The 23,317-nt window shown below is 70.1% G+C and carries 24 protein-coding genes; 13 read left to right on the forward strand and 11 right to left on the reverse strand.

The genetic code is table 11. From position 1 onward, the window contains the following. Window positions 1–8: 8 nt before the first annotated feature. Together VFL28_16535 and VFL28_16540 are read right to left on the reverse strand one after the other, a co-directional pair. Window positions 9–1,289: an RNA polymerase sigma factor gene (locus VFL28_16535; protein ID HET7266274.1), complete on the reverse strand. Its 1,281-nt coding sequence runs from the start codon at window positions 1,287–1,289 to the stop codon at window positions 9–11. A gap of 15 nt (window positions 1,290–1,304) precedes the next feature. Then, on the reverse strand, window positions 1,305–1,565 hold the full coding sequence (locus VFL28_16540) for a YciI family protein (protein ID HET7266275.1): 261 nt from the start codon (window positions 1,563–1,565) through the stop codon (window positions 1,305–1,307). Window positions 1,566–1,657: 92 nt separating this feature from the next. On the opposite strand from VFL28_16540, the gene VFL28_16545 reads away from it, so the two are divergent. From VFL28_16545 to VFL28_16555, 3 genes are all read left to right on the forward strand, one after another. Beyond that, complete coding sequence (locus tag VFL28_16545) at window positions 1,658–2,248, forward strand: pyridoxine 5'-phosphate oxidase C-terminal domain-containing protein (protein ID HET7266276.1); 591 nt, start codon at window positions 1,658–1,660, stop codon at window positions 2,246–2,248. Window positions 2,249–2,345: 97 nt separating this feature from the next. Next, on the forward strand, window positions 2,346–2,777 hold the full coding sequence (locus tag VFL28_16550; protein ID HET7266277.1) for a YciI family protein: 432 nt from the start codon (window positions 2,346–2,348) through the stop codon (window positions 2,775–2,777). Then, window positions 2,774–3,142: a YciI family protein gene (locus tag VFL28_16555; GenBank protein HET7266278.1), complete on the forward strand. Its 369-nt coding sequence runs from the start codon at window positions 2,774–2,776 to the stop codon at window positions 3,140–3,142. Before VFL28_16550 ends, VFL28_16555 begins: the two co-directional genes overlap by 4 nt. Here the strand turns inward: VFL28_16555 and VFL28_16560 are convergent. Beyond that, window positions 3,139–3,666, reverse strand: a complete 528-nt coding sequence (locus tag VFL28_16560) for a CGNR zinc finger domain-containing protein (protein ID HET7266279.1) — start codon at window positions 3,664–3,666, stop codon at window positions 3,139–3,141. The genes VFL28_16555 and VFL28_16560 overlap by 4 nt on opposite strands. 68 nt (window positions 3,667–3,734) lie before the next feature. After that, window positions 3,735–4,619 carry a DUF2066 domain-containing protein gene (locus VFL28_16565; GenBank protein HET7266280.1) on the reverse strand — a complete coding sequence of 295 codons (885 nt, stop codon included), beginning with the start codon at window positions 4,617–4,619 and terminating at the stop codon, window positions 3,735–3,737. Window positions 4,620–4,813: 194 nt separating this feature from the next. Between VFL28_16565 and VFL28_16570 the strand changes: the two genes are divergently transcribed. Continuing rightward, window positions 4,814–5,977: a hypothetical protein gene (locus VFL28_16570; GenBank protein HET7266281.1), complete on the forward strand. Its 1,164-nt coding sequence runs from the start codon at window positions 4,814–4,816 to the stop codon at window positions 5,975–5,977. Here the strand turns inward: VFL28_16570 and VFL28_16575 are convergent. Together VFL28_16575 and VFL28_16580 are read right to left on the reverse strand one after the other, a co-directional pair. Continuing rightward, window positions 5,940–6,407: a TIGR03668 family PPOX class F420-dependent oxidoreductase gene (locus VFL28_16575; protein ID HET7266282.1), complete on the reverse strand. Its 468-nt coding sequence runs from the start codon at window positions 6,405–6,407 to the stop codon at window positions 5,940–5,942. The genes VFL28_16570 and VFL28_16575 overlap by 38 nt on opposite strands. Further along, window positions 6,389–7,354, reverse strand: a complete 966-nt coding sequence (locus VFL28_16580) for an NAD(P)-dependent oxidoreductase (protein ID HET7266283.1) — start codon at window positions 7,352–7,354, stop codon at window positions 6,389–6,391. The genes VFL28_16575 and VFL28_16580 overlap by 19 nt, the downstream gene beginning before the upstream one ends. A gap of 141 nt (window positions 7,355–7,495) precedes the next feature. Here VFL28_16580 and VFL28_16585 point away from each other — a divergent pair, with 141 nt between their 5' ends. The 5 genes from VFL28_16585 (at window position 7,496) to VFL28_16605 (ending at window position 12,001) form a co-directional block, all read left to right on the forward strand. Next, window positions 7,496–8,035 carry a sulfocyanin-like copper-binding protein gene (locus VFL28_16585; GenBank protein HET7266284.1) on the forward strand — a complete coding sequence of 180 codons (540 nt, stop codon included), beginning with the start codon at window positions 7,496–7,498 and terminating at the stop codon, window positions 8,033–8,035. A gap of 81 nt (window positions 8,036–8,116) precedes the next feature. Continuing rightward, complete coding sequence (locus VFL28_16590) at window positions 8,117–8,578, forward strand: cupredoxin domain-containing protein (GenBank protein HET7266285.1); 462 nt, start codon at window positions 8,117–8,119, stop codon at window positions 8,576–8,578. Then, entirely contained in the window at window positions 8,575–10,053 is a 1,479-nt protein-coding gene (locus tag VFL28_16595; protein ID HET7266286.1) for a 4Fe-4S binding protein, read from the forward strand. Before VFL28_16590 ends, VFL28_16595 begins: the two co-directional genes overlap by 4 nt. A gap of 11 nt (window positions 10,054–10,064) precedes the next feature. After that, a complete protein-coding gene (locus tag VFL28_16600) occupies window positions 10,065–10,502 on the forward strand; it encodes a cupredoxin domain-containing protein (GenBank protein HET7266287.1) in 438 nt (145 codons plus the stop codon). A gap of 62 nt (window positions 10,503–10,564) precedes the next feature. Continuing rightward, the gene (locus VFL28_16605) at window positions 10,565–12,001 is read left to right on the forward strand and encodes a hypothetical protein (GenBank protein HET7266288.1); all 1,437 of its coding nucleotides are present in this window, start codon (window positions 10,565–10,567) and stop codon (window positions 11,999–12,001) included. A gap of 52 nt (window positions 12,002–12,053) precedes the next feature. Here VFL28_16605 and VFL28_16610 read toward each other — a convergent pair whose 3' ends face one another. From VFL28_16610 to VFL28_16625, 4 genes are all read right to left on the reverse strand, one after another. Further along, window positions 12,054–12,716: a response regulator transcription factor gene (locus VFL28_16610; GenBank protein ID HET7266289.1), complete on the reverse strand. Its 663-nt coding sequence runs from the start codon at window positions 12,714–12,716 to the stop codon at window positions 12,054–12,056. After that, window positions 12,706–14,448, reverse strand: coding sequence for a histidine kinase (locus tag VFL28_16615; protein ID HET7266290.1), 1,743 nt, complete (start codon window positions 14,446–14,448; stop codon window positions 12,706–12,708). Before VFL28_16615 ends, VFL28_16610 begins: the two co-directional genes overlap by 11 nt. Window positions 14,449–14,653: 205 nt before the next feature. Beyond that, a complete protein-coding gene (locus VFL28_16620; GenBank protein ID HET7266291.1) occupies window positions 14,654–16,273 on the reverse strand; it encodes a thiamine pyrophosphate-binding protein in 1,620 nt (539 codons plus the stop codon). Next, window positions 16,270–17,490: a CoA transferase gene (locus tag VFL28_16625; protein HET7266292.1), complete on the reverse strand. Its 1,221-nt coding sequence runs from the start codon at window positions 17,488–17,490 to the stop codon at window positions 16,270–16,272. The genes VFL28_16620 and VFL28_16625 overlap by 4 nt, the downstream gene beginning before the upstream one ends. A 156-nt stretch (window positions 17,491–17,646) precedes the next feature. Between VFL28_16625 and VFL28_16630 the strand changes: the two genes are divergently transcribed. Both VFL28_16630 and VFL28_16635 read left to right on the forward strand, forming a co-directional pair. Further along, complete coding sequence (locus VFL28_16630) at window positions 17,647–18,282, forward strand: response regulator transcription factor (protein ID HET7266293.1); 636 nt, start codon at window positions 17,647–17,649, stop codon at window positions 18,280–18,282. A 104-nt stretch (window positions 18,283–18,386) separates the two neighbouring features. Further along, window positions 18,387–19,274, forward strand: a complete 888-nt coding sequence (locus VFL28_16635) for a trypsin-like peptidase domain-containing protein (GenBank protein ID HET7266294.1) — start codon at window positions 18,387–18,389, stop codon at window positions 19,272–19,274. 9 nt (window positions 19,275–19,283) lie between these two features. On the opposite strand, the gene VFL28_16640 is transcribed toward VFL28_16635, so the two are convergent. Beyond that, window positions 19,284–19,739 carry a DUF2269 family protein gene (locus VFL28_16640; GenBank protein HET7266295.1) on the reverse strand — a complete coding sequence of 152 codons (456 nt, stop codon included), beginning with the start codon at window positions 19,737–19,739 and terminating at the stop codon, window positions 19,284–19,286. 209 nt (window positions 19,740–19,948) lie between these two features. On the opposite strand from VFL28_16640, the gene fdrA reads away from it, so the two are divergent. Next, the gene (gene fdrA, locus VFL28_16645; protein ID HET7266296.1) at window positions 19,949–21,784 is read left to right on the forward strand and encodes an acyl-CoA synthetase FdrA; all 1,836 of its coding nucleotides are present in this window, start codon (window positions 19,949–19,951) and stop codon (window positions 21,782–21,784) included. Then, on the forward strand, window positions 21,781–23,046 hold the full coding sequence (locus VFL28_16650) for a DUF1116 domain-containing protein (protein ID HET7266297.1): 1,266 nt from the start codon (window positions 21,781–21,783) through the stop codon (window positions 23,044–23,046). The genes fdrA and VFL28_16650 overlap by 4 nt, the downstream gene beginning before the upstream one ends. Window positions 23,047–23,317 lie beyond the last annotated feature (271 nt).

The raw sequence follows: 23,317 nt of genomic DNA on the forward strand, positions 1-23,317 counted from the left end.
CCGGCCGGTCAGCCGCCGGCGGCCGTGACCTCGCGCAGGCGCCGTTCGAGAAACCGCCGCTCCGGCTCCTGTTTCACGAGCCGCAGGGCGCGCTCGTAGGACGCGCGGGCCTCCGCGGTCCGCCCGAGCCGCCGGCACAGATCCGCCCGCGCGGCGTGGGCCAGGTGGTAGTCGTCGAGGTCTCCACGCCCGAGCAGCGCGTCGATGAGCGCGAGGCCGGCCGCCGGACCGTCGCGCATCGCCACCGCCGCGGCGCGGTTGAGCTCCACGACGGGAGATGGGTACGCGGCCTGCAGAGCGTCGTAGAAGCCGACGATCCGGCCCCAGTCCGTCGCCGCGGCGGACGGCGCCTCGGCGTGCACTGCGGCGATCGCCGCTTGGAGCGCATACGGGCCGAAGCGCCGAGAGGCCAAGGCCCGCTCCACGAGTACCGTGCCCTCTACGATCTGGTTCCGATTCCACTGCGAGCGGTCCTGGTCGTCCAGCAGTACGAGCTCGCCGGACGGAGAGGTGCGCGCGGCGCGCCGCGACTCGTGGAGCAGCATCAGCGCGAGCAGCCCCATGACCTCGGGCTCCGGCAGCAGCTCCAGCAAGAGCCGGCCCAGGCGGATCGCCTCGCCGGACAGGTCGGCCCGGACGAGCGACGGGCCGGACGAGGGCGCGTACCCCTCGGTGAACACGAGATAGACGACGCGCAGCACGCCGTCCAGCCGGGCGGGCAGATCTTCCTTCGACGGGACCTGATAGGGGATGCGCGCGTCCTTGATCTTCCGCTTCGCGCGGACGATGCGCTGTGCCAGCGTCGGGGCGCCGGTCAGGAACGCGCGCGCGATCTCCTCGGTCGTAAGCCCGCAGACCTCGCGCAGCGTGAGCGCCGCCTGCGCCTCCGGCGCGAGGGCCGGGTGGCAGCACGTGAAGATCAGCCGCAGCCGGTCGTCTTCAAGTTCGCCGTAGTCCGGCCGATCGGCCGCATCGCCCGCGGTCAGTTCGATTTCTTCGGCAATCTTGCCGAGCGACGCGTCGAACCGCGTCCGGCGCCGCAAGGCGTCGACGGCCTTGAAACGTCCCGCCGACACGAGCCACGCCCGGGGGTTGGAGGGCACCCCGGCGCGCGGCCACTGCTCGACGGCCGCGGCGAACGCGTCGTGCATCGCCTCCTCCGCCAAGTCGAAGTCCCCGACGAGACGAATGAGCGTGGCCAGGACGCGGCGCGACTCGGCGCGGTAGACGGTCTCCACCGCCTGACGCGCCTCTTCGACTTCACGGCTGTTGGGTGGCTGCGTTGCCAGGGCGATCACGGTCCTTTACTCCGGGTCGTCGACCGGCCGGATTTCGACGGAGCCGAGGTGTGCTTCGGGCATCTGTGAGGCCACGCGAATGGCGTCGTTCAGATCCCGGGCACGGATGAGCACGACATCCTGTAGGTGGCCGCCGGCGGCCCCGCCGCCCTCGACCGTGGAGAGCCTGCCGTTCCTCACCCGGATCGTCACGGCACCCTGCCGGCGCCCCGGCGCCCCGGCCGGTTCCACTTCCTTGTTATTGTAGATCAGGCACAGATACGTCATCGACCCCCGTCTCCCGATGGTGGGATGCCTACGTTAGGTCGTCGTTCGGGGAGCCGGAGGATCGACACGCGCCGGGCCCAAAAGTCATGAGCATGGCCGAACCGATCCAGGAGATCGTCACCGAGCGGGAGCGGGCGCGCGAGCGCGGCGACCCGCTCGCGGAAGTCTGCTACCTCGTCACGATCGCGGCGCCGGACCGGGCGGAGGCGCGCGCGCTCACGCTGCGCGACGTTACCGAGCGCGGCGTCGGCGTGCTCATCAGCCGAACGAGCCCCAAGTGGCATCAGGTGGCGCGCGCCGAGACGGCCACCCTGCTGATCCACTGGCCGACGGTCCGGCGGCAGTACCGGATCTGGGGGCCGATCACGCCGATGGAGCCCGAGCAAATCGAGACGTACTGGCGGCGCAAAGGGCTCGGTTCGATGCTGCTCGAGCACTACTACGCGGAATACCAGCCGCAAAGCAGCGAGGTGCCCTCCCGCCAGGCGTTCCTGGCCGGAATCGAGGACCTTCGCCGCCGCTATCCCGCCCGCGAGGGCGTGCCGCGGCCGGCCAGTCTCGCGGGTATCTACGTAGTGCCGCGCGAGATCGAGGCGTGGCACGGCTCGGAGGATCGCCTGCACGATCGCCGGCGGTACCGGCGGGTCGCGGAGGGCTGGGAGGGCGCCACGCTGGTCCCCTGAGGCCCGCGCCGGCGCCTCCGGGGAGGCCGGCGGCGCTGTCGATTTCGAGCCGCGCCGGACGACCACGCAGTGAGAAGCCGAACGGGAGGGGTTCCCAATGCGTTTCATGCTGCTCATGATCCCGAAGGGTTACGAGAAGGCAGACGTGCATGCGGTGCCGAGCGCGGAGGCCGTCGACGCGATGATGAAGTACAACGAGTCGATGCGTCAGGCCGGGATCCTGGTGGCGCTCGACGGCCTGCATCCGCAGCGGGCGGGCGCTCGTGTGGAGTTCACGGGGGGCGGCAAGCACATCGTCACCGACGGCCCATTCATCGAAACGCGGGAGGCGTTGGGCGGGTACTGGATCATCAACGTCAACTCGAAGGCCGAAGCGGTCGAGTGGGCGACGCGGTGTCCGGGCCAGGATTGCACGATCGAAGTCCGGCAGATCTTCGAGATGTCCGAGTTCCCCGAAGACGTCCGGAAAGTCGCGGCGAAGTACCCTGAGGTTGGCCGCTCGGCGGGACAGCGAAAGGAGATGCGATGAAGTATATGCTGCTGGCGTACAGTGACGAGCGGGCCTGGGACGAAAGCGAGCGGGAGCAATGCTACAAGGACTCCGGGCAGATCGTCCATGATCTCCGCACGGCCGGGCGGAACGCCGTCGCCGCGCCGCTGCACCCGGTCGCCACGGCCACGAGCGTGCGCGTGCGGGACGGCAAGCCGCTCATAACGGACGGGCCGTTCGCGGAGACGCGCGAGCAGCTCGGCGGATATTTTCTCCTGGACGTGACGGACCTCGACGAGGCCATTGCGATCGCCGGACGGCTTCCGAGCGCGAAGTTGGGGACGATCGAAATCCGGCCGATCCTGGAAGTCCGCGGTGTGCCGGACGGCCTCTCGAAATCCTAACGCGCCGCCCGCGGATGATGGGTCCGGAACGTCCGGGCCTTCACGCGGTTGCCGCAGATCGACATCGAGCACCACGCGCCGGAGCGGTTGCGGGACTGGTCGTAGAATGCCCAGTGGCACCGGCGGCACGCCTTGAGCCGCCGCCAGGTGCCGTCCATCTGCGCGACGAGCGCCGCGGCCAGCAGCCGGCCGAGCGCGCCGACGACGCCCGGCGCGTCGGGATCGAGGCTCATCGTGCCCTCCGGCCGCACCCGGACGACCAGGCGCGCGTCGCGCGCCAGGCGGGCCAGCGCCGCGGCCGCCTCGGCGGTCGCCGGCATCCGGTTGTGGGCGAGCGCGAGGCGCCGCAGGGCTTCGCGCACTTCGACCGCGCGCCGGACGTCGTCGGGGCGGACCGCCGCGGATCCGCGCAGCAGGCCGCGGACGGTCAGCCAGCGGCGGAGGTCCGCCGGCGCAGCGAACTCGTCGGTGCGCAGCCCGAGATGCGAGCGCTCGATATTGTAGGTGTTGATAAACTCCTGCACCAAGCGCAGTGTCCGGGGCGCCGGCGCACGTCCGCCCGGTTCCATCGGCGACGCGCGGTGCGGCGTGATCACTCCGGCGCGCCGTGGCCTGACGCGACCAGAGCGACGCCGTTCACAAGATCCCGAAACGCCGCGTCGAAATTCACCCCGCGGATCGTCCATGCGTAGTCGCCGCTCCGGTAGCGCATTCGCCACGATCCGGCCCACCCGGGCAGGGCCGTTTGGAACTGCAACGTGCCGGCGACCAGTGCTTGGTTCGGCCGCGTCGACGCGCGGGGCGGCGCAAATCGCTGTAACGTCACGCCCCATCCGGCCAACTGCGCGTCCGTCGGGAAGCGGACGCGCAGACCCATCTCGCTCGCCATCTCCTCGAGTGAGCCCCGCTGGTCGGCGCCCGCGGCGACGTTCGCGCTGAGGAGGTAGGCGGTGCTCACGCCGTGCACCGCCAGCGCCGGGATGATGACCGGCCGCTCACCGTGCCAGGGCCGCTCCCCGAGCGTCGCGAGGATCGCGTCGATCTTCGCCGGGACAAAGCGCACCGTGAGGTTGAACGGCCGGTCGTAGGTGCCCTGGTCATCCTTGACGTGGTAGGCGGCCATCTGATCCACGTAGTCAAAGGACGCGACAAACAGATTCGCCTGCCGGGTGAAACGGTCGACCCGCGGATCCTTCCCGAGCCGTGGATTGCCTGAGACCTTCGCGAGTACCGTCCGCAGACACTGGGCGAACCCCATCCCGCGGTACCGCTTGTCGGACCCCGTCACAACCGCGACAGCCTGATACATGCTTTCGAGATTCCGCGCCACGAACGAAAACTGGGGGACGTCCTTGGGCGGGGTGGCCCCCCCTACAAATGCGCCGAAGGATGGGACCCCGGCCGCGAGAGTGACCAGGAGTACCCCGAGGGACGCGGCAGGGACGCGCCACCGCGGTGTCGTGTGCCGATCCGTCATTGCCACCACCCCCTGGCAGGGCCCGGCCCGCGAGATGCGCGCCCACCCCCGCGATAACCGCCGATCCGATAACGCTGGTTACGCGCCTCCTGATCGACTACCTGCCTCTCGCCGGCGGGCCGCGGCCGAGGAAGTCGCGCGTGGCCCGCCGTACCACCCCACGACACGGCTCATCTCGTCGGGAGCGGTTCCCCTTGGAAAAGCGCGATGGCGCGCGCGCGTCGCAGTTCACCCGCATCGGTTACCTCGACATTCCCGGGGGCGGTCAGGTCGTCGTCGACGGCCGCTGGGCCTATGTCGGCCACATGGCGCCGCCGTACGGCACCAGCATCGTGGACGTCTCCGATCCGCGCGCGCCGAAGCTCGCCTCGCAGATCTCCATCCCGGAAAACATCCATTCGCACAAGGTGCGCGTGCTCGGCGACCTCATGCTGGTCAATCACGAACGTTTTTCTTCGCATCGGGCCGGGGCGGACCGCGCCGGCCGGCCCCCGGTCGGTCTCGTGCTGTACGATATCGCCGACCGCGCGAAGCCGCGCCTCATCGGCGGGGTTGCGACCGCGGCGCGCGGCGTCCACCGGTTCGACCTCGCCGGGACCCGCGTATTCCTCTCGACCGAGTGGGAGGGTTTTTCCACCAACATCCTGACGATCGTCGACGTGGCGCGCCCGGAGCGTCCCGAGATGGTGGGGCAGTGGTGGCTGCCCGGACAGCACGTCGCCGCCGGGGAGCAGCCGCCGTCCGGCGGGCGGCACTACTGGGTGCATCTTGTGCTGGCGCGCGGCGAGCGCGCGTACGCGGCATGCGGGCAGGCCGGCGCCGTGATCCTCGACATTGCGGATCACCGGGCGCCTCGGACGATCGGATCCGCCGCCTGGAACCCGCCGTACACGTCGCCGACGCATACGGTGCTGCCGCTGCCGCACGCGATCCGCGGCCGCCGCTTCGCGGTTGTGACCGACGAAGACGTCACGGACGACGTGCTCGAGGACCCGCCGGCGTTCATGTGGGTGCTCGATATCACGAACGAGTCGCGGCCTGTGCCCGTGGCCACGTACCAGGCCGATCCCGCGGGGCTCGTCGTACCGGGCCGCCGCTTCGGGGCGCACCAGCCGTGGGAGCACGTCGGTCCGGACAATATCGTGTTTCTTGCGTGGTTCAGCGGCGGAGTGCGCGCGGTCGACGTCTCCGATCCCTACCTGCCGCGCGAGGTGGGTTATTACGTTCCGCCGGCGCCGGAGGGCGAGCCGGCGGTACAGACCAACGACATCTTCGTGGACGCCCGGGGCCTGGTCTACGCGATCGACCGCTACCGCGGGCTCAGCGTGCTCGAGTACGCGCCGTACGCGGCCAGGTGACGGTGCGGTCCACCGTGATCGCGAGCACCGGGCGCTGCTCCAGGCGCATCGTCCGGTACTGACGGTATTTCCGCCGCAGCGCGCGAAGCGCCCGGGTGTGCTCCGCGACGCCCGGCTTGATGACGCGCGCGGTCCCGAAGACGAGCACGTACCACAGGCGCCGCCAGTCTTCCCGGTACGCGTCGATCACCACCGCCACGTGCGGATTCGAGGCGATGTTACGCACGCGCCGCAGGCGTAGCGGCGCGGCGCGCTTGGGCTTTTCGTCGATCGGGGAGTAGAGGCGGCCGCCGGTCTCGGCGAAGCAGATCGGCACGACATGCGGCCGTCCGCGGCGGTCGGCGGTGGCGAGGCGGGCGATGCGCGCCCGGCGGAGCGCGGTCGCGCCCCCTCGCGCGGCGGGCCGGCCCGCTACGTGGTTCCCAGCCACCGCTCGACCAAGGTGATGAGCGCGGTGTGGTCCTCCGCGGCCAGCCCGGACTGCGCGGCCGCACGCCACGCCTGCCGCAGCGCCTCGCCGAGCAGCATCGGCACGTCCAGTCCCGCGGCGACGTCGAGGCAGATGTCGAGGTCCTTGAGGTACTGCGCGACCGTGAAGCCCGTGGTGAAGCGGCGCGGCAGCATGTACTGCGCGACTTTGTTCTCGGTCGTGTTGCTCCGCCCGCTCGAGAGGTTGACGGCCTCGAGCATCCGCTCGGGCGCGACGCCCGCGCGCCGCGCGAGCGCCACGGCCTCGACGGCGCTCCAAACCGTGGCGGCCGACATCAGGTTGTTGATCGTCTTGACGATGTCGCCGTCGCCGGGCGCGTCCCCAACGTGGACGATCCGGCCGAAGCACTCCAGCACCGGCCGCTGCGAGTCCAGCAGCGCCGCGGCGCCGCCCACCATGACGCAGAGCGTGCCCTGTTCGGCGCCGCGCACGCCGCCTGAGACCGGCGCGTCGAGCGTCCCCACGCCGCGGACAGTCAGGTCGGCCGCGAGTTTCCGCGTTACGCATGGGTGCGAGGACGTCATTTCGAGGAGCGTCTGCCCCGCGCGTGCCGCGGCCAGGAGGCCATCGGCGCCGTGCGCGGCGCGCTCCACCGCGGGGCCGTCGGGCAGCATCGTGATGACCGTATCCGCGCCCTCGACGGCACCGGCGACGCTCGTGGCGGCCGCGGCGCCGGAGGCGCGCGCGGCCGCCACGGCGTCCTCCCGGATGTCGTAGGCCGTGACTGGGTAGCCCGCGGCGAGCAGCCGCCGCGCCATCGGCTGTCCCATTCGGCCCAACCCGACAAACCCGACTCGTTTAGTCATGATTTTGTCACCATGCTCGCGGTACTTCTGTGCAGCCGGGAGCAGTTCATGCGGGAAGCGGACATCGGGCGGCCGCCCGATGCCTTCTCACAGGAAATCGCCATTCGGCGGTGGCGGCCTTTGGGGATGGCCGCCGGCGCGCAGGGGGCTACAGTGCCGGTAACAGCCGTACCCGTACCGCAGCCCCAGACACGCGGTCGGGAGACCAAAGGAGGATAGACCATGAAAACAGCCGGTCTGGCAAGAGTGATGCGGCGGATGCTGGCGGTGGCGATTATCGGCGGCGCCGCGGCCTTGGTCCCCGGGACGGCGAGCCTCGCGGCGGCGGCACACGCGGTCGACGTGTCGATCGTGGCCGGCAAGGACGCCGGCGGCGGCGGGTTCGATTTCAACGGCTACAAGAACGGCGGCATGACGGTCACCGTCCCGGTCGGCTGGCAGGTCACCGTGCACTTCACGAACGCGAACGACCTGCCGCACAGCGTGGCCGTGCTGGCGGTAGGCGCGGACAAGCAGCCGGCGCCGGGCGGAGCTCCGGTGTTCTCGGGAGCCACTACCAAAGATCTTTCGGCGGGGCTTCCCAAGGGCGCGAAGCAGACGTTCACGTTTGAGGCGAGCAAGCCCGGCACGTACGAGTTCGTCTGCGGCGTGTCCGGCCACGCCATCGCCGGGATGTGGGACAAGCTGGTCGTCTCGCCCGACGCCCAGGCACCCAGCGTCACCCCGGCCGGTGCGGCGACTCTCACCGTGGGTTCGAACTGAGCCGATAGAGGTACGGGAGGCCCGGCGGCCGCGCAGCGCGAGCCGCCGGGCCCGATCCCACCGAGTGGAGGGGAGGCGGGCATGATGAGAAGGCGGCGATTCCTGGCGGTGGCGGTTGGCGGTGCGCTCCTCGCAGCCGGCCTCTTCGCGGTCCGGCTGGGGGCGTCGCCGCTGCCGCATCCGCGGACGATCACGCTCGAGGCGTCGCAGTGGCGCTACACGCCCGGCGTGGTCACCGTGAACGAAGGCGACCCGGTCACGATCGTCATCAAGGCCACCGACGTGACGCACGGGTTCTACCTCGACGGCTACAACGTCACAGAGACCGTCGTGCCCGGCGAAACGATCACCGTGAAGTTCGTGGCCACGCGCAGCGGACGCTGGATGTTCCGGTGCGCCGTGACGTGTGGCGCGTTCCACCCCTACATGATCGGCTGGCTGCGGGTGCAGCCCAACGTCACGCTGCGGCTCGGCCTGCTGGCCGTCGGTATGGTCGGCGCCTCCGCGCTGTTCGCGGCGTGGGAGGAGGGACGCGGACGATGAGCGGCGGGAAGCGGATCGTGGGGAACACCGCGATAGCTGAGGCCGTCGAAACGGCGAAGATGCCGGCCGCTCCGCGCGAGGCGTTCCTCGGGCTCGTGCCGGTGGACGCCCGCCTGGAGCTGACGAAGGCGACGTGGCTTCGCAGCCTGCTGCGGAGCCGCTGGACGACCTTCGTGCCCACCGCGCTCAACCTGTTCCTGTTCCTGGTGATCCTCGCCGCGGGCGTCGTAGGCACGCCCGTCGGCAACGCGAACATCGCGATCGTCTTCATCTGGATCCTCTGGTGGTCCGCGCTGATGCTCGTGCTCGTGCCCTTCGCCTCTCGCCTGTGGTGCGGCATGTGCCCGCTTCCGGTGCTCGGCGAGTGGGTGCAGCGGTTCTCGATCGTCAAGCGCCGGTGGCACCGCCCGCTGGGGCTGTCCCTGAAGTGGCCGAAGAAGCTGCGCAGCATGTGGCTCGTCAACGTCGTCTTCCTCGGCGTCGCGGCGTTCAGCGGGATCATCACGACGCGGCCCTGGGCGACCGTGGCGCTGCTCGGCTCGATCATGATTCTCGGCACGGCGCTCTTCCTGGTCTACGAGCGGCGGACGTTCTGCCGCTACCTCTGCCCGGTGGGCGGTTTCCTCGGCCTGTACGCCAATTTCGCGGCGATCGAGATCCGGCCCAGGAGCCAGCCGGTCTGCGTCGGCCACAAGTCCAAAGAGTGCATTCTCGGCAGCATGGCCGGTCACGGCTGCCCGTGGCTCGAGCAGCCGACCAGCCTCAAGCGCAATACCTATTGCGGACTGTGCTTCGAGTGTTTCCGCTGCTGCTCGCACGACAACATGGGTCTGTTCGCCCGGCCGTTCGGCACGGATCTGCTCGTGGATTCCCACCGCGGCCTCGACGAGTCGTGGAAGGCCTTCATCATGCTCGGCGCGGCCGGCGTGTACTCCGCGACGATGATGGGGCCGTGGGGCACACTCAAGGACATGGCAAACCTGAGGTCGCTCGGCGGCTGGGCGCTCTTCGCCGGCGGGCTCATCGCGCTGCTGGCCGGCGTCCTGCCCGCGGTGCACGGCGCCACCGCGTGGTTGTCCTGGCGCCTCGCGGGGCGGACCGTGCCGTTCCGGCGCGTGTTCACCAACTTCACCTATCACCTGGTGCCGATCGGGCTCCTCGCGTGGATCGGCTTCAGTTTCGCGATCCTGCTGCCCAACGGCTCGTACGTGATCCGCATCATCTCCGACCCCTTCGGCTGGGGCTGGAACCTCTTCGGTACGGCGCACTTCGCGTGGACGCCGGTGCTGACGAGCTGGATGCCGGCGCTGCAGGCCGCGGCGCTGCTGTTCGGGTTCGTCTACTCGGTCGACGTGGCGCGCAAGATCGCCCGGCAGACGTTCCCCGCGCCGGCCGCCGCGGCGCGCGCGGTGCTGCCGCAGATCGTCCTGCTCGCGGGAATCACGGCGGCGTTTCTCTGGCTGTTCGTCGGCTAAAGGAGGCCGAGATGCGAACCCTCATGCAGGCGGTATCGAAGCGGACCCGGCAGCGGTTGTTCAAGCTCCGGGCGATCGGAATCGGCGAGTTCGCGGCGCTCGCGGTCGCGGTCGTGGCGCTCGCGATCGGCCCGGCGGCCGTGCTGGCCTACGGCCGATACATGGATCGAAATGTCGCCGTGGTGCACGCGCAGCAGTGGCAGTACGCGCCCAACGTGCTGCACGCGAAGGCGGGCGTGCCGTTCCGGATCCGGCTCGAGTCCGACGACGTCGTGCACGGGTTCCGGATCATCGGCCTGGACGCGCAGGTGACCGCCTTGATTCCCGGCAAGTCGATGGAGCTCACGGTGACGGCGCCCAAGGCGGGCACCTACCTCTACATGTGCACGACGTTCTGCGGGCTAAAACACGCCACGATGTTCGGCAAGCTGATCGTGACGGCCCCGTAAGGACTGCCGGAACAGCACGTAGAATTGAGACTCGTCTGAGATTACGCACGCAAGGGGGGGCCATGGTGCCTGCTACGCGCTACGTGCTCGACGCGACACTCCTCCGCGCGCTTCGTTCCCGCGCGGTCCTTCTTGCCACGCTCGGTCTACTCGCCCTCTGCGTGTGGGCGCGGCCGGCGGACGCGCTGCCGAGCTTCGCCGCGCAAACCGGCGCGCCGTGCAGTGCGTGCCACGTGGGCGGCTTTGGCCCCCAGCTCACGCCGTTCGGGATCGCGTTCCGGGCAAACGGCTACACGTGGGGCGGCGGGACCGGCCCCTGGGCGCACATCCCGCTCAACCTCGTCGTGTCACCGAGCTATCAAACCCAGGCGGTGGACCAGCCGTCCCCCCCCAGCGGGTACAGCAACACCAACAACTTCTCCAACCTCCTCGGCAGCGGGACGTCGATTTTCATCGCGGGCGGCCACTCGTTCGAGGGCGAGTACGGCATCGGCGGCTTCGAGCAGATCGGGCTTCTGCAGGCGCCGGGCGGGCCGATGTTCGCGTCCGAGGCCACGTCGGACCTCGCGATCACGAAGCCCATTACCATCAAGAACCACTCGCTGCTGGTGGGGTTTCACTTCAACAATACGCCGGGGGCGGGGGATCCCTACAACACGCTCTACAACGGTTTTGCGTTCCCGTACATCATTCCCTTTATCGGACCGTTCCCGGCCGCGAACCCGGCGATCGCCGGCCTCGGAACGACCGTCTACGGGACAACGCTGTACGCACTGTACGATAACAGCTGGTATGTCGAGGCCGGCCTTTACCAATCGTGGGACCCGAACACGCTCACGACGATGAACATCGCCGCCTCGAGCTTTGGCACGATCGTCGGCGGGGCGCCCTACTTCCGGTTGGCGCACCAGCAGTCGTGGGGCCCGAACTTCCTCGAAATCGGCGGCGTGTACATGAACATGCCGCTGCGGAACGTGCCCGGCGCCAACAGCCCAACCGACCAGAATTCGTTCACTGACTGGGGAATCGACGCGACCTATCAGCGCACATACGGCGCCAACGTCCTGGCAATCACGAGCAACGTCCTGTTCGAGAACCAAAACCTGGCGGCGTCGTCGGCGGCGGGGTTGTCGGCCAACGCCACCAACAATCTGACGCAGTTCCGCATCGCGGCATCGTACTACTGGAACAGCCGGTACGGGGCCACGCTGGCCTTCACCAGCACGACCGGGAGTACGGATACGGGCCTCTACGCGCCGGCTGCGCTGACGGGCAGCGCCAACGGCAGCCCGAATTCGCAGGCGATCATCGCGCAGGTCGACTGGACCCCGTTCGGAAGCGACGTGAGCCACCCAGGTTATCCGTGGCTCAACGTCCGGATCGGACTGCAGTACACGGACTACCTGATGTTCAACGGCGGGACGACGAACTACGACGGCTCCGGCCGGAACGCGAGCGACAACAACACGCTCCTGCTGTTCACCTGGTGGGCGTTCTAGGGCGGTAGACCACGGACGGCGGCGGGGATACGCGCCCGCCGCCGTCCGTTTGTTAGGGCTCGGGCGGTTCGCTGTCGATCAGCCGCTCGCGGATCGCAAACCGGACGAGCTCCGCGCGGTTGTGCAGGCCCAGCTTGTTCATGATGTTGGTGCGGTGCCGCTCCACGGTGTTCGGGCTCAGGCCGAGCTGCTCGGCGATCGCCTTTCCGGTGAGCCCCTGCGCGATAAGGGTGAGCACCTCGCGCTCGCGTCCCGTGAGGCCCGGCCCGGCCCCTTCGGTTTCGCGCTCCCCCGCGCGGCGGAACTCGGTCAGCATCCGCTTCGCCTGCTCGGGCGTGAGATAGGCCGTCCCGGCCGCCGCGGCGCGCACGGCCTCCAGCAGCTGGGCCGGGTCGGCGCCCTTGAGGACGTAGGCTTCGGCGCCGGCCGCGAGGGCTTCCAGAAAGAAGCGCTGGTCGCCGTGCATGGTAAGGGCGACGAGGTGCACCTCCGCGGCCTCGCGTTTGATTCGGCGGATCGCCTCGAGCCCGCCCATGCCGGGCATGTTGAGGTCCATCACCGCTACGTCGGGGCGCAGGGTCTGTGCCATCGCCAGGGCTTCCTCGCCCGTCCCGGCCTCGCCGACGACGGCGATATCGGACTTGCCTTCGAGAAACGCCCGGATGCCCGCGCGGACTATCCGGTGATCATCCGCGATCAGCACCCTAATCGGCACCCGGCGTCTCCTCCACCGGAATCCTGGCAGACACGCGCGTGCCCTCCCCCGGCCGGGACGTCACCGACAGCGTCCCGCCGAGCAGCGCGGCCCGCTCGCGCATGCCGGCGAGGCCCCAGCCGCGTTCTTCGCGCGGCACCGCCAGCCGCTCGACGTCGAAGCCCCGGCCGTCGTCGACGACGACCAGCTCGAGCGACCCGTCCGCGCGCGCGAGGGAAATCGTGACATGCCGCGCCTGCGCGTGCCGGATGATGTTCGTGATCGCTTCCTGGGCGAGACGAAACGTCACCAGTTCGAGCCGGCGGGGCAGGCGATCGTGTTCGGCCAGTCCGGAGACGGTGATGCGCAGACCGATGCCGGCCGGAGCCAGGTGGGAGTCGGCGCACCAGCGGATGGCCGGGACGAGTCCGAGATCGTCCAGCACCGCGGGCCGCAGGTCGAGCATGAGCCGCCGCACGTTCCCGATCATCTCCGAGGTCTCGACGCGGATCGCTGCGAGCTGCGAGCGCGCGGCGCCGTCCTCGGGCGGGAGCGTCCCCTCGACGGCGCCGAGCTGGAGTACCAGGGCGCTCAGGCCCTGACCGATCTCGTCGTGGAGTTCTCGCGCCACGCGGCGGCGCTCATCCTCCTGCGCGACGACGATCCGCTCCAGCAGCTGGCGGCGGAGGGCGTGGGCGGCGCTGAGCTCCTGGGTGCGGCGGGCCACCCGGCTCTCCAGCTCCCGGTTCCAGGCGGCGATCTCTTCGCGCGATGTCCGCAGCGTCACCCGCATCGCTTCGAAGGTCTCCGCGAGGGCGCCTACCTCGTCCCGGCGCTCCACGTGCACCGCGTCCTCGAGATTGCCGCCGGCGATGTGCTCGGCGGCGCTGCGCAGACGCGCGAGCGGTCGGACCACGCCTTTCGTGTCGAAGAACGCCAGCGTCGACATACCCCCGACGATGACCGCGCCGAGCGCCAACAGTCCCGCGAGGAGCGCGTACGGGAGCGAGAGCACGACGTCGCGCGGCTCTTCGAGGTTGACGGCCCATCCCGGGAATCCCGTCAGCGGCGTATAGGCGACGTAGTGCGGATGGCCCGGCACGTTGTGGAGGACGATCGCGTTCTGCCCGGGCCGCACCAGCGGCGCCAGCATGGGAAGATGCTCGCTCGGGCGGCCGACGTCCGCCATGATCGCGGCTGCGCGCACGGTCCCGCCCGGGTCCATGATCTCGAAGTCGACGGGGCGTCCCCCCCGCTCGTCGAAGGCCCCGGCGAGCGCCACGCGTTCCAGATCGACCGCGCCGACGAGCACATCGCCTCCCGCAAGCGGGACGGTAAGCGCGGTCAGGCGGACCGCCGGCGCGACGCGGGTCGGCGGCAGCGGAGCCGCGCCGCTGGCCGCGGCGCCCTCGATCGCCGCGGCCAGATCCGGCGACATCGAAGCGAACCACGCCGCGGGCTGCGCCCAGACCACGCGGCCGTTCGGCCGCACGATCGCGAGGCCGGAGAACCGGCGGGCCCACTCGGAATTCTCGAGGACCGCCGCCCGGCGCTCGGGCGAGGTTTCCTGGGAGAGCTCCCAGCCCAAGTCGTCGAGCTCGTGCCGGTACCCGTCGAGGATCGCGGCGATGCCGCCGGTCAGCGCCGCCGCGACGCGGACCCGTTGCTGAAGCACGGTGGACGTGGCTTCCTGCACCGCCCGTACCGCAATGACCGCAAACACCGCGAGGATGACCGCGGTGGCGGCCGCCACGCTGAGCGTAATGCGTGCCTGCAGCCCCAGGGATCCGCCCGGTAGCCGCCGCTTTGACCCCGGTGTTCCGGGAACAGGGACCGTAATCGACCTCCTCGGCCCGGCTGTGTCGCGCTTGTCCCCCCAGTATGGCGGCGCGTCGGTGGCGGCACCATACGGCAGGGGCTGGATTGTCGAGGTCGGGCCCCGGCCGGATGCCGCGGCGCTACGTGGAGTAGTCCGCGTACCGCGCGGTCTGAGCGCGCGCGGTCGGGTCGGTGATTACGTTCACGACCGCGGGCGTTCCGCTTGCCGCCGCGCGCTCCAGCGCGGGCCGGATCTGCCCGGGGTCCTCGACGTACTCGGCGTGGCAGCCGATCGCGCCGAACATGAGGTCGTAGCGCGTGAAGCCGAGGTCGCGGCCCGTCTTCGGCCGATCGGTCGCCGTCCACCCGCCGTTGTTCGAGATGATGCAGATCACCGGCAGGCGATGGCGCAGGGCGGTGTCCATCTCCATCGCGTTGAGCCCAAACGAGCCGTCGCCGTGCAGGACTACGACGAGCGCGTCCGGCATCGCGGCTTTGGCGCCGAGGCCGAACGGCAGCCCGACACCCATGCAGCCGTACGGTCCCGAGTTCAGGCTGTGCGGCGCGTAGAATGGGATCGCGCTGCGTGCGTAGTTGAGGATCTCCTGGCCGTCGACGCACAGCACCGCGCCGCGCGGAAGAAAGTCGCGGACCTCTTTGCAGAGGCGAAGGGGGTGGATCGGGGTGGCGCCGGAGGACATGCGCTTTTCGAGTTCCGCGCGCTTCTCTTCGTCCTCGCCGGCGAGGCCGGAGATCCAGCCCGCGCGTCGCTCCGGACGGAGGCGGCCGCTGCCGGCGGCGATAAGCTGCGCCAGCACCGCTTTCGCGTCGCCCGTGATGCCGACGTCGGGCGTCCGGTTGCGGCCGATCTCCGCCGGATCGATGTCGATCTGAATCAGCTTCGCCCTCGGGTTGACGCGCGGCGGCCGTGTGTAACCGACCACGTAGTTTTGCCGCGTCGCCGCCAGCACGACGAGGTCGGCGTCGCGCCACGCGGCGCTCCGCGCGCCGAGGAACGACAGCGGGTGGTCCTCGGGGATGGCCCCGCGTCCCTGCGGGGTGGTGTAGAACGGGATCTTCGCCTGCTCCACGAGCGCGCGCAGCTCCGGCTCGGCTTCGGCCCACAGCACGCCGCTGCCGCTGATCACAACGGGGCGCTCGGACGCCGCGATGAGGCCGACTGCCCGCTCGACGAGCGCCGGATCGCCCTGCGGCCGGTGCCGGCCGCCCGGGGCCGCCGTCCACCGCACCTGATCGTCGGGGACCTCGCGGTACAACACGTCGCCCGGCATGTCGAGGTAGACAGGACCGGGCCGCGATCCAAAGGCGTGGCGAAACGCCGTCGCGACGAGCTCGGGAATCCGTCGCGGATCGTAGCAGCGCTCCGCCCAGCGGGTGATCGGCCGGAACACCGCCACTTGATCGGTCTCCTGGAAGGCGCCCATCCCGGACTGAGAAACCGGCGTCGAGCCGCCGATCGCGACGACCGGCGCGGAGTCGACGGAGGCGTTGGCGACGCCCGTGACGAGGTTGGTGGCGCCCGGGCCGCTGCAGGCCATGCACACCGCGGGGCGCCGGCGCAGCCGGCTGTAGGCGTTGGCCATCATCGCGGCGGCCTGTTCGTGCCGGACGTCGATCATCCGGATCTCCTGTTGACCGCACGCGTTCTCGCAGTCGATCATGGGGCCGCCCATCAGAAAGAAAATCACCTCGACCCCGTGGTCTTTGAGCGTCCGCGCGAGAATCTCGTTGCCGGTCATATCACACCCTGTTCGTGGAGCTTGGCGATGTCATCCTCGCGCAGCTCGAGCAACTCGGTGTACACGTCGCGGTTGTGCTGGCCGAGCAGCGGTGCCGCGGTCACGCCGACGTGTGACTGCTCCATCTTGACCGGCCACCCCGGCATCTTCAGCGTCCCGCGCGTCGGATGGTCCACCGTTACGATCGCCTCCCGGCGATTGAGGTGGTCGTCTTGTGTGAGTTCGAGCGTATCGAACGTCGCCCCGGCCGGGACACCCGCCCGCCCGAGTCGCTCCATCGCCTCCCGCTTCGTGTACCGTCGCGTCCACGCCGAGATCGCCTCGTCGATCGGCGCCGCGTTGGCGGCGCGCTGCACCGGGTTCACGAACCGCGGGTCGCCCTTGAGGTCCGGTCGGCCGATCACGTCCAGCAGGCGTTCCCACTGGTGGTTGCCGGCGCGCGTGGTGTAGATGAAGACGTAGTCGTTCGACCCGCCGGGACGGCAGGGGTAGATGCCGCTCGGCGCCGTCATGCCCAGCTGGCTCTGATTGCCCCAACGCTCCGCGGCGTGACCGGTGAGCAGCTGGCGCGCGAACGAGATGCGGCAGTAGTTGATCACCGCTTCCTGCATCGCGACCTCGACGCGCTGGCCCGTGCCCGTCCGCCCGCGCTGCACCAGGGCGGCGAGGATGCCGATCGCCAGATGCAGCCCCGCGCCGGTGTCGCCGATCGTCGGGCCCGGCTTTACCGGAGGATCGTGCGGCAGGCCCGTCAGGCTCATCGCGCCGCCGGCCGCCTGCGCGATCATGTCGAACGCCGGAAAGTTGCCGAAGGGGCCGTCGGGCGCGAAGCCCTTGACCTGCGCGTAGATAAGGCGCGGGTTGAGCCGCCGAACGGCGTCGTAGCCGAAGCCCAACCGCTCGATGATGCCGGGGGCGAAGTTTTCCACGAAGACGTCGGCCTGCTCGATCAAGCGGGCGAGCAGCCGGCCGCCTTCGGGGTGCTTCAGGTTGAGCGTGATCGATCGCTTGTTGGCGTTGAGCAGCAGAAAATAGTACGAATCAAGGCCGGGGACGTCGGTCGAGGCGCCGCGGCCCTGTTCGCCGCGGCCCGGCGGTTCGACCTTGATCACGTCCGCGCCGAGCCAGGCGAGCGTCTCCGTGCAGGAGGTGCCCGCCTCGAACTGGGTAAGATCGACGACCCGAACGCCGCTTAGCGCGGCTGCCGCGTCACTCATGGTCCCTGCACTTTCCACCGAGCTCGGCGGGGTCCTCTCGTCGACCGGGGGCCGCAGGCTGCGTGCGGCGCGCCCACATGGCGTCCCGCCAGAGGTCTTTCCCCGTTCCGGGAATCCGCGCGGCGGCCGGGGCGTTCGGCGCAGCAGCGAGGCAGCATGGCTGATCACCTCATCCGTCTGATGCTTATTGCGGAAGATTCCGAGGCGCGGTCTGAGATTGCCGCGCGTCTGTCCGATCGCGACGATTGCGTAGTCGCCGGCGAAGCGGCGCCCCACGCCGACGTCGAGGGGCTCGCGGAGGCCGCCCGGGCGGACGTGGTCGTCTGGGATTTGGGCGAAGATGCCGATGCCTCCCTGGCGCGTCTCGCAGACGCGCAGCCCGTGCGCCTTCCGATCGTCGCGATAGCGGGCGACGAGCACGACGGGATTCGCGCGCTCGCGGCGGGCGCCGCCGGTCTGCTTCCGCCTGCCGTCGATGCCGAGCGGCTGGTCCTCACGGCGAGGGCGGTGGCCGGCGGACTCCTGGCGCTGGACCGTTCGTTCCCCGAGGCCGCGGCGGCCGCGGTGGGGGACGCCGGGGAGGAGGCGCCGGTCGAGACTCTCACCCCGCGCGAACGGGAGGTCCTGGTCTTGATGGCCGAAGGCCTCGCCAACAAGGCGGTCGCAGAGCGGCTCGGGATCACCGAGCACACCGCCAAGTTTCACGTGCACACCATCCTCGGCAAGCTGAACACGCAGAGCCGCACGGAGGCGGTCGTCCGCGCCGCCCGGCTCGGACTCATCACGATCTGACCTGATCGAACGGTGGATGTGCCGCCCCGGCCCGGCCGGGTACGCTTCAAGTCGTAAGAGGCTTGAATTCTTTGCGAATGGGGTGATTCGAGTTGGCAGGTTCTTTGACGGCAGTATCTGACGCGCTCTCCGGCGCGGTCGACGCGGCGAGCGCCGCCGTCGTCCGCGTGTCCGGCGGCCGGCGGCCCGCGACGGGTGTCGTGTGGTCGGCGGACGGGGTGATTGTGACAACCGCCCGCGTGGCGCGGCGAGAGAGCGAGCTCACGGTTACGCTGAGCGACGGCAGCGAACTGGCGGCGACCCTGGCCGGCCGGGATCGGAGCACCGATCTCGCGGTCCTGCGGGTGCGGGCGAGTGCGCTTCCGGTGGCGCGGTGGCGGGATGCCGACGGGCTGAAGGTGGGGCAGCTGGTGCTCGCGCTGGCGCGTCCCGGACGAACCATGCGGGCCCGGCTCGGCATCTTGAGCACGGTCGGGCAGGAATGGGGCGTGCCGGGCGGCAGCCGGATCGACCGGTACATCGAGCCGGACATCGAGCCGGCGTTCGGCATCTCCGGCGGTCCGCTGATCGACGCGGAAGGGCGGGCGATCGGCGTGAACACCGCGCGGCTGCAGCGGGGTACCGTCTTGACCATCCCGACATCCACGCTTCGCCGCGTCGTCGATACGCTGCTGGCCCACGGGCGCGTGAGACGGGGGTACTTCGGCATCGCCGCGCAAACCGTGCCCGTGCCGGCGGCCCTTGAATCGACCGTCGGCGGGCGCGCGGGGCTGCTCGTGCACGAGGTCGAGCCGGGCAGCCCGGCTGAGCGTGCGGGGATTTTGATCGGCGACCTCATCTATTCGATCGGCGGACGCCCGGTGTCCCGGCCGGACCAGCTCATGGGCCTCTTGACAGAGGACCGGATCGGGGCATCTGAGAGCGTTCGCTTTGTTCGCGCCGGCAGGCTTGAGGAAGTGCAGGTGACGATCGGCGACCGTCCGCAGCAATAGCCGCCGCGCTCAGCCGCCCGGCTTGGCCACCATGACCCACACGATGACGATCGCGATGAGGATCAGCAGGATGCCGAGGGTTCTGCCGCGGGCCGCGGCCTGCTGAAACGCGGGTGACGCGGCACCGCCGGCATCGAAGGCCTCGATCCCGCGTCGAAGCGCCGGCGTATAGCCGGCCGCGGCGATGATGATGAGCAGCACCCAGAGGATCAGTCCGGTGAGGACCCAGGGCGTGCTGATCGGGATGTGCGCCATGCCGGTCATGGCAAAGCCCGACAGCAGCAGCAGGCCGTACGCCGGGTTGGCGATCCGGTTGTCGAGGATGCGGACCGTCCGCATGACGAAACCGAAGTACTGCGGCTCGCGGCCGGCGCGCGTGAACCAGAGCCCGTACGTCAGGTTCGCACCGAGGGCCGTGATGGCCATCATGACGTGGAACCACTTCACGATCACATAGCCGGTCATCCGTCACCTCCGCCGCCCGGGCTGGCGCGGAACTCAGGATCACTATAGCAGAGCGACCTGACGGCCAAGTGATTAGCGATGGTCGAGCGGCGCGCGCACCTCGATCGGGATTCCATCCGGACCTTCGCACCTGTGGAGGCGCAAGGCCGCGTCTGGCCCTCGTCGAACACACGGGCAATGGATAACCCCGCTATGCTGGTGGTACCCCGATGATCGTCCGAGGTACCGTGCGGCCCAGCGCCTACCACGACTCCGCGGCCTTGATGCGCGTGCAGCAGGCGCTGCGCGCCTTGCCCGGCATCGAAGAGGCGGGCGCCGTCATGGCGACGCCCGCCAATCTGGAACTTCTTCGGCAGGCGGGTCTTGATCCGACGAACCTCGACGCGCCGGCCGGCCGGCCCGCCGCGGCGGCGATCGGGGCGAACGACCTCATCGTAGTGGTGCGCGGCTCGGAAGCGGCCCAAGTGGACGCGGCGGTTGCGGCTGTCGACGAGCTGCTCGCGCACCGCCCCCGCGCCGGGGCATCCGAGGGTTCGTACCTCCCACGCTCGGTGGCGACCGCCGCGCGGCTGCTCGCCGGAGCAAACCTTGCGCTCATCGCGCTGCCCGGGCGCTTCGCGGTGGGCGCGGCCCGGGAAGCGCTTCGCGCCGGCCTGCACCTCATGTTGTTCAGCGACAACGTCCCGCTCAACGACGAAGTGGCGCTCAAGCGTGACGCGGCGGCGGCCGGGCGGCTGGTGATGGGACCGGACTGCGGGACGGTCCTGCTCGGCGGCGCCGCGCTCGGGTTCGCCAACCGGGTCCGGCGCGGCGCGGTCGGGATCGTGGGTGCCTCGGGGACGGGCATCCAGGAAGTGGCCGCGCTCGTGCACCGCTTTGGCGGCGGGATCTCGCACGCCCTCGGCACGGGGGGACGAGATCTCTCGGCGGCGGTCGGCGGTGCCACGGCCCGCAGGGCGCTCGCGATCCTCGGTCGCGATCCGGAGACGCGCATTGTCGTCGTGGCCTCGAAGCCGCCGGCGACGCCGGTTGCCGCGGTGCTGCTCGACGACGCGGCGTCGCTCGGCAAGCCGGTGATTGTCATCTTCACCGGCGGGGAACCGGTCGCGGCTCCGCCGCGCGTCCGGCAGGTGTACACTTTGGAGGACGCCGCCCGGCTCGCCGCGGCGCCACCGGGACAAACGGCCGTTCTCGCGGACGACCGCGCGGTACTCGAGCGTATCGCGGCACGGGCCCGCGGGGGGGCGAGGACGCTCGCTCCGTCGCAGCAGTACCTGCGCGGATTGATGAGCGGCGGCACGCTGGCCGGCGAAGCGGTCGTGCTGCTCGAGCAGACGCTGCGCCCATTGTTCACCAACGTCAGCGCCGTCCGGGCCCGGCGCCACGAAGGCGCCGGGCCCAGCCGCGGCCACACCATCCTCGATCTCGGCGACGATCTGTTCACGGTGGGCCGTCTGCACCCGATGCTCGACATGACGCTCCGCGCGGCCCGCCTCAGGCAGGAGGCCGCCGATTCCGAGGCGGCGGTGCTGCTGCTCGACGTTGTCATCGGACTCGGCGTTCATCCCGACCCTGCCGGCGCGCTCGCCCCCGTGATCGCAGCCGCGCGCGCGGCCGCTCAGGCGGCCGGGCGCAGGTTGGCCGTCGTCGCGTCCGTTTGCGGCACCGACGAGGATCCGCAGCAGCGAAGCCGGCAGGTGGCGCGCCTCGAATCGGCCGGGGTGCTCGTCGAGGAAAGCAACGCCCGAGCCGCGCTGCTCGCCGGCGCGATCGCCGCCCGCGTTTTCGATGCGGACGCGCTGTCCGCGATGCTGACGGCCGCCGCCCGAGGGTCCGGTCCGCCCGTGGCCGCACAAGGCTCGCCCGCGGGCGGTGTCCCGGGCGCCGACGCGCTGCTGGCCGGGCCGCCGCACGTGGTGAACGTCGGGCTCAGCGTTTTCGCCGACAGCCTGCGCGATCAGGAGGTTCCGGTGATCGACGTCGACTGGCAGCCGCCCGCTTCGGGGGATTCGGAATTGCTGGATCTCTTGGAGCGGCTGACGTGAACACGACGGCGGCGGGAGAGTTGATCGACCGCGCCAACCGGGAAGCGATGGCACGGGTCCTCGCCGCCACCCCCGTGCTGGTCGGCGTAGCCAGGGCGCGCGACGTGATCCCCGCACTGTCGGACGATCTGCTGTTGCACGCGGGGCCGCCGATCACGTGGGAGCGGATGTCCGGACCCGTGCGCGGCGCCGTGATCGGAGCGCTGCTCTACGAGCGGCGGGCGGAAACCGAAGGAGAGGCCGAAGCCCTCGCCGCCTCCGGGGATATCCGCTTCGAACCCTGCCACCACCACCGGGCCGTCGGGCCGATGGCCGGTATCATCTCGGCGTCGATGCCGGTCTGCATCGTGGAAAACCGGGCCGGCGGCACCCGAGCGTTTACCACATTTAATGAGGGCTACGGCAAGGTGCTGCGGTACGGAGCGTACGACCGGAGCGTGGTTGACCGCCTGCGGTGGTTCGAGCGGACGCTCGGGCCGGTCGTCGGACGGGCCCTCGAGCTGGCCGGGGGACTGGACATGAAGGCCCTGATCGCCCAGGCGCTGCAGATGGGGGACGAGGGCCACAACCGCAACAAAGCGGGGTCCGCGCTGTTGAGCCGGCTGCTCGGCCCGCACATTGTCCGCACCGGGGCGTCCGCGGACCGGCAGGCCGAAATCCTCGAGTTTCTCGCCGGCAACGACATCGCGATGCTGAACCCGGTGATGGCGGCGTGTAAGGCGACGATGGACGCCGCGCACGGCATCCCGCACAGCACGCTTGTGACCACCATGGCCAGAAACGGCACTGAGTTCGGCATTCGGGTGAGTGGGCTGGGGGAGCGGTGGTTCGTCGGGCCCGCCGCGGTGCCGCGCGGCCTCTACTTTCCGGGGTTCACCGCGGAGGACGGGAATCCGGACATGGGCGATTCGGCGATCACCGAGACGGCAGGGATCGGGGCCTTCGCGATGGCCGGGGCGCCCGCCATTGTCACGTTCGTCGGGGGGACCGTCCAGGACGCGGTCAACTCGACGCTCGAAATGTACGAGATCACGCTCGTCGAGCACGACGCATATCGCATTCCCGCGCTCGATTTCCGTGGCACGCCGGCCGGCGTCGACGTCCGGAAGGTCATCCGCACCGGCATCCTGCCGCGGATCAACACCGGTATCGCGCACCGCAAGGCCGGCATCGGCCAGGTCGGCGCCGGACTCGTTCATCCCCCGCGAATCTGTTTTGAGGCGGCGCTGCGGGCCATGGCAGAGAACAGCTCAAAAGCCTAGTTGATCGCGTTGCTTTGTGGATGTGATCATCCCGGTCGCAGAGGCGCGGGTCTTCCAATCTGTTAGAGCGCTTTGCCCAGGGCGAAGGCATATCTCGACAGACCATTTTGCTTCCGGATTGGGCCGACCCGGTGTTAAGGTGCCACCAAGGTTCCATCGATTTGTCTAAGACTACCGGTCGAAGGGTATGACGCACGATTGTGGGCCAGGCGAGGCGCGGTCCGACGGAAGCCCGACACCGGGTCCATTCTCACCCTGCAAACGCGTGACG

This window comes from bacterium, assembly GCA_035691305.1.
Lineage (GTDB): Bacteria > Sysuimicrobiota > Sysuimicrobiia > Sysuimicrobiales > Segetimicrobiaceae > DASSJF01.

Bases quoted from the DNA above. Each gene is read 5' to 3' on its own strand.
- VFL28_16585 (HET7266284.1), top strand. From the start codon at position 7,496: ATGAAAACAGCCGGTCTGGCAAGAGTGATGCGGCGGATGCTGGCGGTG.
- VFL28_16620 (HET7266291.1), bottom strand. From the start codon at position 16,273: ATGACCGGCAACGAGATTCTCGCGCGGACGCTCAAAGACCACGGGGTC.
- VFL28_16590 (HET7266285.1), top strand. From the start codon at position 8,117: ATGATGAGAAGGCGGCGATTCCTGGCGGTGGCGGTTGGCGGTGCGCTC.
- VFL28_16625 (HET7266292.1), bottom strand. From the start codon at position 17,490: ATGAGTGACGCGGCAGCCGCGCTAAGCGGCGTTCGGGTCGTCGATCTT.
- VFL28_16600 (HET7266287.1), top strand. From the start codon at position 10,065: ATGCGAACCCTCATGCAGGCGGTATCGAAGCGGACCCGGCAGCGGTTG.
- VFL28_16630 (HET7266293.1), top strand. From the start codon at position 17,647: ATGGCTGATCACCTCATCCGTCTGATGCTTATTGCGGAAGATTCCGAG.
- VFL28_16565 (HET7266280.1), bottom strand. From the start codon at position 4,619: ATGACGGATCGGCACACGACACCGCGGTGGCGCGTCCCTGCCGCGTCC.
- VFL28_16550 (HET7266277.1), top strand. From the start codon at position 2,346: ATGCGTTTCATGCTGCTCATGATCCCGAAGGGTTACGAGAAGGCAGAC.
- VFL28_16595 (HET7266286.1), top strand. From the start codon at position 8,575: ATGAGCGGCGGGAAGCGGATCGTGGGGAACACCGCGATAGCTGAGGCC.
- VFL28_16640 (HET7266295.1), bottom strand. From the start codon at position 19,739: ATGACCGGCTATGTGATCGTGAAGTGGTTCCACGTCATGATGGCCATC.
- VFL28_16545 (HET7266276.1), top strand. From the start codon at position 1,658: ATGGCCGAACCGATCCAGGAGATCGTCACCGAGCGGGAGCGGGCGCGC.
- fdrA (HET7266296.1), top strand. From the start codon at position 19,949: ATGATCGTCCGAGGTACCGTGCGGCCCAGCGCCTACCACGACTCCGCG.
- VFL28_16555 (HET7266278.1), top strand. From the start codon at position 2,774: ATGAAGTATATGCTGCTGGCGTACAGTGACGAGCGGGCCTGGGACGAA.
- VFL28_16605 (HET7266288.1), top strand. From the start codon at position 10,565: ATGGTGCCTGCTACGCGCTACGTGCTCGACGCGACACTCCTCCGCGCG.
- VFL28_16540 (HET7266275.1), bottom strand. From the start codon at position 1,565: ATGACGTATCTGTGCCTGATCTACAATAACAAGGAAGTGGAACCGGCC.